The organism is Acinetobacter sp. SA01 (assembly GCF_011319235.1).
GTDB lineage: Bacteria > Pseudomonadota > Gammaproteobacteria > Pseudomonadales > Moraxellaceae > Acinetobacter.
This window is the reverse complement of record NZ_WXXM01000001.1, coordinates 318,325-331,831: the sequence shown is the minus strand read 5'-3', so window position 1 is coordinate 331,831 and position 13,507 is coordinate 318,325. Positions and strand designations below refer to the sequence as shown.

The window sequence follows — 13,507 nt, the reverse complement described above, 5'->3', positions numbered from 1 at the left end:
TCAAGACTCTTGCACTTTAAACAGTACGCTCATGCCGACTTTTAAATCCTGAATCGGCTGGGCAGGGGTGAGCTGAATCTTGAAACTGCGAATATCATAGCCACCGGTTTGGCGTGTGGTTTTAATGGTGGCGAATTCTCCCTCGGCATCAATCTTTTTGATCTTGAACAGAGCTTTCTTGTTTAATGCAGGAATAAAGCCTTCAATCGATTTGGTTTGATAGACCTGTGCATATTGATCTTCACGAATATTCAGGCTGACCCAGAGCTCATCATCCTGAATAATACTCACCACGGGCACGCCCATAGCCACCAGTTCAGATATCTTGCCATAAGTTTTCGATATGGTGCCATTGATCGGGGAAAGTAATTTGGTTTCAGCTTCCAGCGCATTGGCCTCCGCAACAGCCGCTTTGGCAATTTCCACCTGTGCATCGGCGGAGGATTTCTGCTCTGGCGTGCTGCCGCGTTTGGCACGTGCATATTGCTGATAAGCCGCTTCGGTCATTTGTACGGCAGATCGTGCGGCAGCTTGCATTTCATCGCGGCGCTGGCGTGAAATGACCCCTTCCTTAAACAGCTTGGCACCACGCTGATAGGTGGTTTGGGCCAATTCTTGCTGGGCTTTCATGGCTTGCCAGTTGGCATATAGACTGTCGATATTTTCCTGTTGTGAACCGCGATCCGCTGTGGATTGCAAGGCTAAAGCAGATTGCAGGCTGGCCAGAGCCTGCTGCTTTTTAGCTTCCACTTCCGGACTAAACAAGCGGACCAGTGACTGACCTTTAAGCACTTTTTGTCCATCGTGAATATATATTTCTTCAATGCGGCTCGGTACCTTAGTGCTGATATGGATGGTTTCGGCTTCAACCCGCCCTTGTAGCTCCACTTGCTTGGGCTGATAACTTTTCCATAACCCAAAGCCAATTAGACCTAAAAGCAAGATCAGTATGATGATACCAACCATTTTAATGGTAGCTGAAGATTTTGAACCTGTCTTTTCAGTGGCCGGCGCTTGCGCTTGTTCTGAATAACTGAAAAATCCATCATCTATCTTGCTGTGCTGTTCAGAGGCCGTTTGAGTGTCTTGTTGATGGCTTGGAGCTGAAGTAGGGGTAGAAGTTCCTTCTAATGAGGTATTTTCTACATCTTGATCAGGCCTGTTTTGATCTTGAGTCATGCTGTTCCCCATCAAAAATTAACGAATATAATTGGTATGGCTTTGACTGACATAGTTTTGAAACTGTTCAATCGAGCCATGGCTTTGCAGCAAAGTGGCCAGGGATATCACATATTTATAGGCATTTAGTGCCATCTCGCTTTTTAAAGCATTCAGGCTATTTTGTGCATCAATCACCTGGGTGGCCGTTCCCATATCTTCTTTAAAAGATAAAGTTTGAATACGCAGATTTTCCTGGGCAGCCTGAACATTCTGTTGCAGTAGTTGATGACTTTGCTGGGCTGAGGTCATTTCATTGTAAGAGCTATAAATGATGTTTTCGACTTCCTGCTTGGTGCGTTCGGTCATCAGTTCAGAAGCATAACGTTGCAATTCTGCGGCCTGAATATTTTTGTTGTTGTTAACGCCTGAAAACAGGTTATAACGTGCCGCTACACCGACAATCCAGTTTTGCTTTTCATCCAGACTGTATTCGCCAAAGGCGAACAAATTAGGTTTTTTCGCAGCACTTTGTACCTTGACGTTGGCATTGGCCAGCTGAGTGTCCATCTGCATTTTCTGGATCAGTGTAGATTGTTCCGGATAGCTTTTTAATAGGGCATTCAGATTCTGACTTTGGCTGGAATTGACAAATAGCGGGGTGCTCAGTTCGGTAATTTGGCTGCGCTGTAACAGGTTATTAAGCTGAAACAGCCTGGATCTGAAATTGGCCGTTGCATTTTGCACGCTACGCTCGGCATTGTTCTTTGCCACTTCAAACTGCATACGTTGCCCTTTGCTGATAAAACCCTGGTGTTCCAGCTTTAAGGCATTGCTGTAGTGGGTCTGCATGGAGTTGAAATTGGACTGGCTAGAGGCTAAAAGCTGCTTTTGCAGTTGCGTATTGAAGTAAGCCTGAATCAGTTCAAAGCGTTGTACATCTTGCTGTTGCTTAGTATTCAATTGACTACGCTGTGCCCTGAGATGAGCTATTTCCTTGGTGCTGGAGGTCAGGCCGCCGGTATATAAAGGCATTAACACTGAAACGGTAGGGCGGATCACTTGATCTTCCAGAATCACGTTGGCCGAGTCGGGGAATAGCCCAATACCGCTATGAATGGTTTGATTCAGACCTTGCTTTAAAGGATCAGAAATAGTGGATGGAAGGTTTTCTTGATTAATACGATCATTGATACCTTGAGAAAGTGTCTGTTCCAGATTGTTTTTAAAAGAATCAAGCGGAAGGTCGACTTCATTATGGAAGGCATAGGCACGCACATTTAAATCGACCCGGGGCAGACCTAAACCCTTGACCGCTTCAGCTTGTAATTGTGCAGATTGTTGCAAAGCCTGATTGGCCTGTGTGCTATAGGAATCCTTTAAAATCGACTGTTCAGCCTGTGCATAACTGATGCTTTCGGCAAAGGCTGGACAAGCAAAAAGCAGGCTAACAGTACAAATGCCAACACGAAAATTTTGTTGTATGAGGAGTGCAATTTTTTTTGGTTGTGCATGTAAACGCAATAACATCACTCAAATTCTCAATTTCTTTGTAACAATTATATGGCATAGATTTAATTGTATGTCTAATCAATAAGTTGTTGTCTTGTTTAATGTGCATGTGTATAGCAATCACGTGATTAGATGGCTCATGCGAAGATATGACAGCAGAATTTGAAAAGAGAAGTAATAAGATGCAGTTGCACTTTTAAACTACGTCCCAAGTCGTGAAAAAGGAGTTGCTAAAATCAATCTTTATTGAGATTTTGACTTTAAATGTCCGACAGCATTGAAATATTTTCAGGATAATTTACTGCAAGCCACGCCTATCTGTGGTTAAATGCCATCATTTTATTGTGTTTCACTTTGAAAGGAAAAATCATGCGCGCGTACAACTTCTGTGCTGGTCCTGCTGCATTACCTACTGCCGTTTTAGAAAAAGCTCAGGCTGAATTGCTTGATTGGCATGGCAAAGGCCTTTCGATCATGGAAATGAGTCACCGTAGCAGTGACTATGTAGCTGTGGCAGAAAAAGCAGAAGCAGATTTGCGCAAACTGATGAACATTCCTGAGAACTATAAAGTATTGTTCTTGCAAGGTGGTGCTTCGCTGCAATTCTCTGCTATTCCTTTAAACTTGTTGGGTAAAAACAACAAGGCTGATTATATTCATACCGGAATCTGGTCAGAAAAAGCGCTGAAAGAAGCAAAACGCTACGGCGACATTAATGTTGTTGAAGCGGGTACAAGCATTAACGGTAAATTGGCCATTTCAGAACAAAGCAGCTGGAACTTGTCTGATGATGCGGCTTATGTACATTATGCCGACAACGAAACCATTGGTGGCCTTCAGTTTGCGGGTATTCCTGAAACAGATAAACCACTGGTATGTGACTTTTCATCAAGCATTTTATCTGCGCCATTAGATGTATCCAAGTTTGGTTTAATTTATGCAGGTGCGCAAAAGAATATTGGTCCTGCTGGCTTAACTTTAGTGATTATTCGCGAAGATTTACTTGATCAGGCCAAACCTGAAATTCCAAGCATTTTGAAATATTCAGATCAGGCGAAAAACGGTTCTATGGTCAACACACCATCTACCTATGCCTGGTACCTATCTGGTCTGGTATTTGAATGGCTGCTTGAAAATGGCGGAGTCGATGCCATGCATCAGGTCAACCTTGAAAAAGCCAAATTACTGTATGGTTATATCGATGCCAGTGATTTCTATGCCAACCCGATTGCAGAAGCCAACCGTTCTATCATGAATGTACCGTTTACCTTGGCAAAAGCGGAGCTTGAAAAGCAATTTTTGAAAGAAGCTGAAGCGAACCATTTGCTTAACCTGGCAGGTCACCGTTCAGTGGGTGGTATGCGTGCAAGTATTTACAATGCTGTACCATTAGAAGGCGTACAGGCTCTGGTTAACTTTATGGATGACTTTGCCAAACGCAATGCTTAATTGCTAAAGCTAAAAAAGCCCATCACATGATGGGCTTTTTATTGGCTGAAATAAGCATGGTAAAAAATAAGTGGTTAAAATAAGCTTAAAAAATAAAGTGATGCAAAATATAGGCAGACATAAACATACCCAAGACAAAAAATAGGGATGAAATGCCGTCTAACTGGAATCGTTTAGTCAGTTGATGGCCAACTGTTTGTATATTTTCTTCTTGCACGATTTTCATGGAAACTCTATTCCGATTTATTTATCGTTAATTTATATTGCTTGTTTTTATTTTTATCATAAAAAATTGATTAAATAAAGTACTAAATAAAAATATGTAATTAAAATATTTATTTTATTGGCCAGAAGATCAGCTGGCTTGTCAGATGATTGCCACTACAGGGCTGTGCTGGATAGCAGGCATAAAAGTAAGGGCTAAAAATATAATAGCTGTGCTGTTTATTTAAAATAAAATTTTGAATTTAAAATTGTGGATAAGTTATTTTAATTTAAATTCAAAACCACCCATATAATGTTGGTTTGTGGATAAATTTCAATCACACTGTAGATAGAGATAATAAAACTTAGACTTCTTTCATAAATTCCTTTTATTTCTCCCAGAGGGAGAAAAATAAAGAGTGAATGAATAATGATGAAAGAAGAGTATTAAAAAAATAAAAAGCAGCACCATAACCTGAGAGGATAATCCTGTTGTGGTGCTGCTCTTGTTAGAAGATTTATTTTTTAGCGTAAATATTCACTTGAATCCATAAATTGCCACGAATGAATTGACCAATTGCAAAGTCTTTATAAGCCGGATTCTTGGTGGCAATACGAATCAGGGTGGCTGCCTGATTTTCATCATGAATTAAGGCGACATCATAAAGCGTATAGTCCTGATCCATAAATGACATCGAGGTTTTTCCGACAATATTGCCCTGGAACCAGGCTTCATCTTCCTGCCCCATATTTTCGCCATACAGATAGGCGACCATTCTGGAAAAATCGACAGTCACCGGTTCTTTGTCATCTTCCGATTTGGGCTCCCAGGCATCAATCTGTTCCTGCAAATTGGCAGGTGCCACGCCGTTATTGGCAGCCAGAATGTCATTTAATGCACGGTGATGTTTGATGGAGGCCGGATCATCCACCACCAGCTGTTCATGATCTGAAACGGCTTCTAGTTCATAGGCCCAGGCATTGAGCTGCGCAAGATAGGGTTGATCTTTTTCATACTGGTCATGATTGACGCTATACAGTGTGTCAAAGGCATAGACAATGGTATTGGCCCCCAGATTCAAGCGCAGTACCGCCTGGGTGTTGGATTTACAGGTGATAATCCGTTCAATGGTGGCATTCACTTTGTAGGGACTTTCAAAACTTGGAAAGGCGGTTTTGACCGCTTGGGGCTTGTTGTTTTCAACAGCAATGACTTGGGTCATTTGCACGGTTGCCTGTTTAGGTCCTTGAATAAGCCAGGCTGACGCGTCCATATCCGCTTCTTCTTTACATAAACCCATTGGCATCACTGGTGCATCAAGTGCCAGGCCTAACCACTTGGGCACATCGGTACATGGGTGATCTGTAAGCAGATTCCAATGTTCGACATGACTGCCAAAGTTCTGGTCTTCAATGGTGATCAGTTCTGGTCTATTTTGATTTTTCATATTCACAATTGATGTTGGGCTGTATTTATCTATTAAATCGAGGGTTATTGTTAAATTTCAAGTCAAGGGACTAAATTTAACCATTAAAGTCGTTAAAATAAACTCAAAATCCTGTATCTGGATGTGATGAAGCCTGCAAGTATGCCATGGAAAGCATGACCATGTGAGTTAAATCTAAAAACAGCAAATGAGCTGAATCAATTTAGCCATCCTCCTATCGTATGGAATTTGCTAAACTACAGGCTATTCTTTTTTGACTATGGAAGTGGTGTGCTGCCATTTAAACTTTGGGTCGATGCCGATGCATTGCCTAAAATCCTGCGTGATGTAATCATTCGCGCTTCTGACCGTTATCAACTGGAAGTCACTTTTGTCGCGAATCAAAATGTGGGGATTACCCCGTCAGTACGGATTAATTCCATTCAGGTGATGAGTGGCGCAGATGCTGCAGATAAAGAAATTATCGAGCGCATGAAAGAGCATGATATTGTCATGACCCAAGATATTCCATTGGCTGCTCAAGTGATTGAAAAAGGTGGAATTGCCATTCATCCTCGCGGTGAAATCTATACTACGGCTAATGTAAAAGCACGTCTGCATTTACGTGATTTCATGGATTCATTACGCGGAGCAGGTGTTAATACGGGTGGTCCACCACCAATTTCTGAACGGGACAAGCGCGAATTTTCCAGTTCACTGGATCAAACCATTCAGAAACAGAAACGTAAAACTGCAGTCTAACTTGAGCTCCTCATGCCATCAAAAACCAATATCATGTCCACCTATGCCTTATTGGTATTTATCTGGGCAACCACGCCACTGGCAATTGTCTGGAGTGTTTCGGACTTGCATAGTTTGTGGGCGTTGGCACTGCGCTTTTTTATTGCACTGCCTTTAGCATTGGGCTTGCTGGTCGTTCTTAAAGTCAGATTACCTTTGAATGGAATCTCCCTGCATAGTTATATTGCCGGTGCCTGCAGTTTTATTGGTTCACAAATTTTTACCTATTTAGCCACAGCCTATTTAAGTTCAGGCATTATTGCCTTGATGTTCGGTCTGGCTCCGATTATGACCGGATTGATTGGCCGTTTTGCTTTTAACGTTCATTTGCATCGCTTGCAGTGGCTGGGGATGTGCATTGCAGTATTGGGGCTGGGGATTATCTGTCTGGGTGGCAGTGACCATCACGTTCAGCCAATGGGCATAGGATTGATGTTGATCAGTGTTTTTGTATATTGCGCATCCATTTTCTGGGTCAAAAAAGTCAATGCACCGCTGAAACCCATGGCTCAAGCAACGGGTTCCATTCTGGTCTCCAGCCTGTTTGCACTGTGCATGTTGCCGTTGATCTGGCAGCATGCACCAGATCATATCCCGAATACCAAGGCATTGATCGGTTTGTTTTATGCAGTGATTATGGCTTCACTGCTGGCGATGTTCTGTTATTTCAAACTGGTACAGAATATTAAGGCGACCACCTTATCGTTGACTACGGTGCTGACACCCATGTTGGCCATGTTGTTTGGAGCGATGCTGAATAATGAAAAATTATCGGTGATGGTTTTTGTTGGCGCCTTTATTTTATTGTTTGGCCTGTTTGTTTATTTTTATCGTGATCTTAAGGCGAGCCAGAATCTCGCCATCAAGATCAAGTCCAGCAGTTAAATCGCTAATCTTTATTTTTGCTGAGGTTGACACACTCGGCAAGTTTTACCCGGTCTTGTGGATGCAAGGTAATGAAATAAGCACCAGTACGGAACTTGCCATTATCTTCTGTACGGCTATAGACTACCTGAGCGGTTGCGGCAATATGGAAGAAATTTTCAGGGTGGCTCAAGGTCACATGCACATAAGTGCCTTCCTGAATAGGGTGCTCGCTAAAAAAACTGAAACCAGTTTCGGAAAAATTGACATGTTCCGGGATTGGTAACATGGATTGTACAATTGCATCGTATAAAGAGCCGGTAATAAGGTTTAATTTTTGGTTGAATAAGGATAATATTCTAGCAATTTGTTGATCTTTTTCATTTAATTGTTCTAATTCGTAGTTTACAGCATGATCAAATTGATCTAATTCTGCGAGTAGTAGAAAATAGCGGGGCAGCACAAAGTTAGGATCATAAGGGTCATTAAGTGCGACATCATCAGAGATAATCTGATAATTAATTCGCAAAGCAGCATCGATACGAGACATAACGCGGCGTTCCATATTGCCGCTTTGATGCTGTAAATTTTCCATAATTATTCCTCGGACTAAATGGTATGTTTAAACCAATCTCGCTGTACATCGGGTTGAGATATACTCGTGCACGGCGTAGCAACCACTTTATTTCTTTTATTGCTTTGGTGTCTATGATCGGTCTCACCTTGGGTGTAGCCGTGTTAATTACAGTCTTGTCTGTAATGAATGGCTTTGACCGCGAGCTGAAAAACCGTGTATTGGGAATGATACCTCAAGCTACTGTTTCTTCAACACAAATATTAACAAATTGGCCAGAACTTGCAAAGAAAGTTGAACAGCATGAGCATGTCAAAGGTGTAGCGCCATTTACCCAGTTACAGGGCATGCTGACAGCACAGGGGCAAGTGGCCGGAATTATGGTCACGGGCATCGAACCTGAATATGAAAAGAAAGTGTCAATTATCCAGAATCACATGATTGCGGGGAGTATTGATAGCCTGAAAAAAGGTGAATTTGGCATTGTTTTGGGTAAACAAATGACCGATTCACTGGGATTGGGATTAAACGATAATATTACTTTAGTGCTACCTGAAGCTACACCGTCGCCTGCAGGGGTGGTGCCTCGTTTCAAGCGTTTCAAGATTGTCGGTATTTTCAGTATTGGGGCAGAAGTGGATTCCATGATGGGCTATATCGCCCTGAATGATGCATCCACTTTATTGCGTTTGCCGGACGGTGCTCAAGGTGTGCGTTTAAAACTGGATGATATTTTCCTTGCCCCAGAAGTGGCGGATGATATTGTCAAAGATCTGCCAAACAATTTCTATGCATCGAACTGGACTTTTACCCACGGTAATTTGTTTAGTGCCATTCAGATGGAAAAGGCCATGGTCAGCTTGCTACTGTTCCTGATTGTACTGGTGGCAGTATTTAATATTGTGTCCTCACTGGTGATGGTCGTCACCGACAAGAAATCCGACATTGCCATTCTGCGTACTCTGGGAGCTTCACCTGCAACCATCACGCGGATTTTTATGGTACAGGGCACCATTATTGGCGTGATCGGTACGGTTTCCGGTGCTATTCTGGGGATTATCTTTGCTTCAAGTATTAGTGGCTTTATCGGTTGGTTAAATACAGCATTTGGTTTGAACCTGTTTGATGCCTATTTTATCAATTACTTGCCGTCTTATTTGCGCTGGCAAGATGTCGTGGTGATTGTGAGCTTGTCACTTATTTTAAGTTTTCTTGCCACGATTTATCCGGCACTGCGTGCTGCAAAAACCCAACCGGCAGAGGCTTTACGTTATGAGTAATCTTGTTCTCGAAGCGAAAAATATCTCGAAAAGTTTTACCGATGGCAAAACCACAGTTGAAGTGATTAAAAACTTGTCCCTGCAGGTCAAAAAAGGCGAGTTTGTGTCGATTGTCGGTTCCAGTGGTTCCGGTAAAAGTACCTTGTTACATGTGTTGGGGGGGCTGGACTGTCCAACAGAAGGACAGGTGTTTTTAAATGGTAAGCGCTTTGATAATTTAGGTGAAGCTGAACGGGGCTATTTACGTAACCAGCATTTAGGTTTTGTCTATCAGTTCCATCATCTGTTGCCTGAATTTACTGCGTTGGAAAATGTGGCCATGCCGCTGATGCTGCGCGCAGGAACAACCTATAAACAGTCTAAAGAACAGGCTGAATACTTGCTCAATCGGGTTGGACTGTCACATCGCATGACGCATAAACCGGGTGAGCTGTCTGGTGGTGAACGTCAGCGTGTAGCCTTGGCACGTGCACTGGTGGCAAAGCCGGAACTGATGCTGGCGGATGAACCGACGGGGAATTTGGACCGTAAAACGGCAGTAAAAATTTTTGAACTGCTCAGTGAGTTACGTGATGAGTTCAATATGGCGATGCTGATTGTGACGCATGATGAACAGTTGGCCCAGACTGCCGATTCGATTTTGCACATGCAAGACGGTGTCTGGATTGATGATTAGACACTGATCGATAAATTTAAAAAACAATTGAAGCTCACTGCGGTGGGCTTTAATATTGCCTAAAATAAAAAAATTATAATCACAATGATTCAAATCATCTGTATCGGCTGGGTGCTGGGTATTGCCACAATGGGAAAAACCTTCCTGATATTGCAGTCTTTACTCCTTCCTTGTAGCACTCTTTTCATCCTGACTCTTCTTTTAAAACTGACTGTTTTCAAACAGATTCATACTCTATCTTTTAAATTTTTACAGCTTTCTGTAGGGCTAAGTCTGGGGATCACACTCGGCTATAGCTATGCGGATCATCAACTGAATGAGCGTTTGCAGCTTCGAGAGCAGCAGACTGAACAGGTTGAAGTGATTGCCTATATTAAACATATCAATGAATTAGGCGATCAGACCATCCAGCAAAAAATTCAGGTACTGAACCGCCATACAGCAGTCGTGCAATGGCAGGCATTTTTAAAAAATGAAATGCATTCTGGTTCCAAATCTGTACTTGAGTTAGGTCAATATTACCGTTTGCAGGGACAAATCCTGCCGGCCCATAGCTATGCCACCGAGGGTGTCTTTGATCAGGAGCAATGGTATATCCAGCAAAATATCATGTCTGGATTTAAAGTATCTGCGATAGAAAAGTTGTCAGAACAGCAGATAGCTGCTTTGGGCTATGGACGATATCTCAGACAACAGCATTCGATTTCCAATCAGCTACAACTCTGGGTTGAACAGCAGCGTTTGGAGTTACGATATTTTATCAATAAGCAGCCCGTGCAGCATAAAGGTTTGATGCTAGCTTTATTAACCGGGGATAAAAGTTTACTTGATTTTGAAACTGAGCAACTGTTTCAGCGCTTTGGTATGAGCCATTTACTGGCCATATCGGGTCCACATGTGCTGATTTTTGCCGTACTGCTGTGTTGGAGTCTACATCAGCTGATCCGTTATTATCGACCACAACTCTATTTGAAATGGCCAAAGCAATATCTGCTGATCTGGCCTTTTTGCGCGAGCGTAGTACTGTACTGTGCATTTGTCGGCTTTGAAATTCCAGCGTTGAGAACGCTGTTGAGCTGCTTGTTGATCAGTGCATTTATATTATTCAAGCAAAAGGTCCGGCCATTTAATATTTTGCTTTCTAGTGCCTCTATTCTATTAATTTTTGATCCTTTTAGTATTTTATCGGCTGCGTTCTGGCTGTCCTATGGTGCATGCTTTGTGTTGCTACGCATTTACCAGACCTTGCAGCAAAGGGGGGCGGATCAGCTAAAGACCAAAACTCAATATATAAAAATACAATTAAAACTTTTAATCGAATCGCAGTGGAAAATATTTCTGGCCTTATTTCCACTGATGATGCTGTTTTTTAAACAGATTGCATGGATTACGCCATTGAGCAATTTATTCGCCATTCCATGGATTGGTCTGGTGATTGTTCCCTTAGATGTGATCGCAGCGTTGTGCTATTTCATTGCTGAACCTTTGGGTAGCCTGGTTTTTCAAATCAACGATCTGTGTCTTGCAGCTTTGCTGTGGTTATTGCAACTTTTAGATGTGCTGTTTGCCCCGACATTACAGCCGATTGCGATGACATTTGCCGTGTGGCTGAGTTTATGTCTGGGCTTGATAATCCTGTTTTTACCGCGTGCTGTGTTACCTAAAACCTGGTCCATATTGTGTTTTATTCCTTTAATTGGTCTTGATGCCAGTAAAAATCAATTCGAATTAAACGTACTGGATGTTGGACAAGGACAGGCAATTTTTATCCGCGATCAAGACCGGACCATGATGATTGATACTGGTGGAAATTATGATGAAGCTAAATTCAGTATCGGCAAACAAATTATTTTGCCCTTTTTATCAGTGAAGGGTGTGGATCAATTGGATCAGCTGATTTTGACACATTTAGATCAGGATCATAGCGGGGCGTATGCATCGATTAAACAGGATTTACCCATTAAGTATGTTTATTCAAATGAGCAAGTTCCCATTCCCGATAGCAGCCAGTTTGATTATTGTCATCAAGGGCAGCAATGGTCGTGGAATGATGGGATGAACATAACCGTGTTATCACCCAAAGCAGAGAATTTGGCAAATGCCAAAACTGATCAAAACGAAATGTCCTGCGTGGTTTATGTGCAGGTGAAAAATGCCCAACCCTATCGAAATTTTTTGCTCATGGGAGATGCCGGTTGGCAAACGGAATATCAAATTTTGCAGGATTATCCAGACTTAAAGGTTGATGTGTTGGTTTTGGGGCATCATGGCAGTCGGCACAGTTCGGCCTATGCTTTTTTAAAGCAATTAAAACCGAAAATCGTGATCGCTTCGGCTGGCTTTAACAATCGTTATGGGCATCCCAGTAAAATGACGCTACAGCGTTTACAGCAGCTGGATATTCCTGTATTGAGCACAGTACAGCAGGGCAGCATTCAATTTAGCAGACAGGCCAATGGACAAATGCAATTACATTATGCACGTGAACAAAAGCTATGGTTAAAACGTGCAGCAGTAAAGCTTAAATCATAAGGCCTGATCATTTTCTACTGGAAACATTGTATTTTGGGCTGCAGTCTCAGCACGGACTTTTTCGACCAGTGCTAAGGCCTCTGTTTTATTGAGATAATACAGTCCATCCAATTCAGGATTGGCTTTAAAGCGTTTATAGCTCCAATGATAATGTTCAGGATAACGACGGATCAGGTTCTCAATGGCTTGAAAAATAATGCTTGTGCCTTGATTGGTATCAACCGAATAAATGCGTTCATCAATTGCTTCAAAATGTAGATCAAAGCCCTGATCATCATTACGCAGTGCATACAAAAACAATGTTTTGGCTTTGGTTTTTTGAATCAGTTTGGCACTTAAATTACTGGTGGCCAAAGGCAGTCCAAAATAAGGAATCATTTCACCGCCAACATTGGGTGTATGGTCTGGCAAAATTACCGTTGTTCCACCCTGTTTCAAGGCTTTAAAAATCTGGCGAACTCCAGATTCATCGGTGGGTACCAATGTTGCCTGTTCGCGACTGCGCGCGTTACGCACAAACAGATCGGCCGCCTCATTTTTGACTGGCTTATACATGATGGTCATTTTGGTAAATTGGGCAATATAGGCATTCATGATTTCCCAGGTACCAAAATGCGGAACAATTAAAACCACACCTTTGTTTGCTGCGAGTGCATCCAGCAGCAGCTGCTTACCATGCACTTTATGAATGCGCGCCAGATTGGCCTCATTGCTTGAACCCCAGATACTGAAAAATTCAAAATAAGAGATCAGCTCATTACGGATGGCTTGAGCCGTAATTTTTTCCCGCTCTGTATCGCTCAGTTCAGGCAGCGCAATATTTAAATTCAATTGAATGGTTTCTGACGTTTTGGAAATTTTAAGAGTATTGACCAGACCAGCTAAACCACGCGCTATAAATCGAGAAATTTGAATAGGTTGTCGGCTAATAAATTGCAAAAGACGATAAGTTGTATTCTGGGAGCTTCGATCGGTCATTGTTATATTGTCAATTGCATCAGGAATGGAAAAGATAAATTTATTATAAGGG

General features: G+C 42.2%; 11 protein-coding genes. 6 read left to right on the top strand and 5 right to left on the bottom strand.

What is annotated here, in order from left to right:
• Positions 1–1,179, bottom strand: a complete 1,179-nt coding sequence (locus GTU69_RS01700; RefSeq protein WP_166167320.1) for an efflux RND transporter periplasmic adaptor subunit — start codon at positions 1,177–1,179, stop codon at positions 1–3.
• 18 nt (positions 1,180–1,197) lie between these two features.
• Positions 1,198–2,688: a TolC family protein gene (locus GTU69_RS01695; protein ID WP_166167317.1), complete on the bottom strand. Its 1,491-nt coding sequence runs from the start codon at positions 2,686–2,688 to the stop codon at positions 1,198–1,200.
• Between the two features lie 351 nt (positions 2,689–3,039).
• On the opposite strand from GTU69_RS01695, the gene serC reads away from it, so the two are divergent.
• The gene (gene serC / locus GTU69_RS01690) at positions 3,040–4,119 is read left to right on the top strand and encodes a 3-phosphoserine/phosphohydroxythreonine transaminase (RefSeq protein ID WP_086196205.1); all 1,080 of its coding nucleotides are present in this window, start codon (positions 3,040–3,042) and stop codon (positions 4,117–4,119) included.
• Positions 4,120–4,841: 722 nt separating this feature from the next.
• Here the strand turns inward: serC and GTU69_RS01685 are convergent.
• Positions 4,842–5,771, bottom strand: coding sequence for a hypothetical protein (locus tag GTU69_RS01685; protein WP_166167314.1), 930 nt, complete (start codon positions 5,769–5,771; stop codon positions 4,842–4,844).
• A 270-nt stretch (positions 5,772–6,041) separates the two neighbouring features.
• On the opposite strand from GTU69_RS01685, the gene GTU69_RS01680 reads away from it, so the two are divergent.
• Positions 6,042–6,512: a YaiI/YqxD family protein gene (locus GTU69_RS01680; RefSeq protein WP_166167311.1), complete on the top strand. Its 471-nt coding sequence runs from the start codon at positions 6,042–6,044 to the stop codon at positions 6,510–6,512.
• Positions 6,513–6,524: 12 nt separating this feature from the next.
• Positions 6,525–7,436 (top strand): EamA family transporter, encoded by a 912-nt coding sequence (locus GTU69_RS01675; protein WP_166167308.1) that lies wholly within the window; start codon positions 6,525–6,527, stop codon positions 7,434–7,436.
• Between the two features lie 4 nt (positions 7,437–7,440).
• On the opposite strand, the gene GTU69_RS01670 is transcribed toward GTU69_RS01675, so the two are convergent.
• A complete protein-coding gene (locus GTU69_RS01670; RefSeq protein WP_086196201.1) occupies positions 7,441–8,010 on the bottom strand; it encodes a PilZ domain-containing protein in 570 nt (189 codons plus the stop codon).
• 23 nt (positions 8,011–8,033) lie between these two features.
• Here GTU69_RS01670 and GTU69_RS01665 point away from each other — a divergent pair, with 23 nt between their 5' ends.
• From GTU69_RS01665 to GTU69_RS01655, 3 genes are all read left to right on the top strand, one after another.
• Positions 8,034–9,269, top strand: a complete 1,236-nt coding sequence (locus GTU69_RS01665; RefSeq protein ID WP_086196200.1) for a lipoprotein-releasing ABC transporter permease subunit — start codon at positions 8,034–8,036, stop codon at positions 9,267–9,269.
• The gene (lolD, locus tag GTU69_RS01660; protein ID WP_086196199.1) at positions 9,262–9,945 is read left to right on the top strand and encodes a lipoprotein-releasing ABC transporter ATP-binding protein LolD; all 684 of its coding nucleotides are present in this window, start codon (positions 9,262–9,264) and stop codon (positions 9,943–9,945) included. Before GTU69_RS01665 ends, lolD begins: the two co-directional genes overlap by 8 nt.
• Before the next feature lie 84 nt (positions 9,946–10,029).
• The gene (locus GTU69_RS01655; protein ID WP_166167305.1) at positions 10,030–12,477 is read left to right on the top strand and encodes a DNA internalization-related competence protein ComEC/Rec2; all 2,448 of its coding nucleotides are present in this window, start codon (positions 10,030–10,032) and stop codon (positions 12,475–12,477) included.
• On the opposite strand, the gene GTU69_RS01650 is transcribed toward GTU69_RS01655, so the two are convergent.
• On the bottom strand, positions 12,472–13,455 hold the full coding sequence (locus GTU69_RS01650; protein ID WP_166167302.1) for a lysophospholipid acyltransferase family protein: 984 nt from the start codon (positions 13,453–13,455) through the stop codon (positions 12,472–12,474). The genes GTU69_RS01655 and GTU69_RS01650 overlap by 6 nt on opposite strands.
• Between the last annotated feature and the right edge of the window lie 52 nt (positions 13,456–13,507).

Coding starts and splice junctions, on each gene's coding strand:
- GTU69_RS01700 (WP_166167320.1), bottom strand. CDS start 1,179: ATGACTCAAGATCAAAACAGGCCTGATCAAGATGTAGAAAATACCTCA.
- GTU69_RS01695 (WP_166167317.1), bottom strand. CDS start 2,688: ATGTTATTGCGTTTACATGCACAACCAAAAAAAATTGCACTCCTCATA.
- serC (WP_086196205.1), top strand. CDS start 3,040: ATGCGCGCGTACAACTTCTGTGCTGGTCCTGCTGCATTACCTACTGCC.
- GTU69_RS01685 (WP_166167314.1), bottom strand. CDS start 5,771: ATGAAAAATCAAAATAGACCAGAACTGATCACCATTGAAGACCAGAAC.
- GTU69_RS01675 (WP_166167308.1), top strand. CDS start 6,525: ATGCCATCAAAAACCAATATCATGTCCACCTATGCCTTATTGGTATTT.
- GTU69_RS01670 (WP_086196201.1), bottom strand. CDS start 8,010: ATGGAAAATTTACAGCATCAAAGCGGCAATATGGAACGCCGCGTTATG.
- GTU69_RS01665 (WP_086196200.1), top strand. CDS start 8,034: ATGTTTAAACCAATCTCGCTGTACATCGGGTTGAGATATACTCGTGCA.
- lolD (WP_086196199.1), top strand. CDS start 9,262: ATGAGTAATCTTGTTCTCGAAGCGAAAAATATCTCGAAAAGTTTTACC.
- GTU69_RS01655 (WP_166167305.1), top strand. CDS start 10,030: ATGATTCAAATCATCTGTATCGGCTGGGTGCTGGGTATTGCCACAATG.
- GTU69_RS01650 (WP_166167302.1), bottom strand. CDS start 13,455: ATGACCGATCGAAGCTCCCAGAATACAACTTATCGTCTTTTGCAATTT.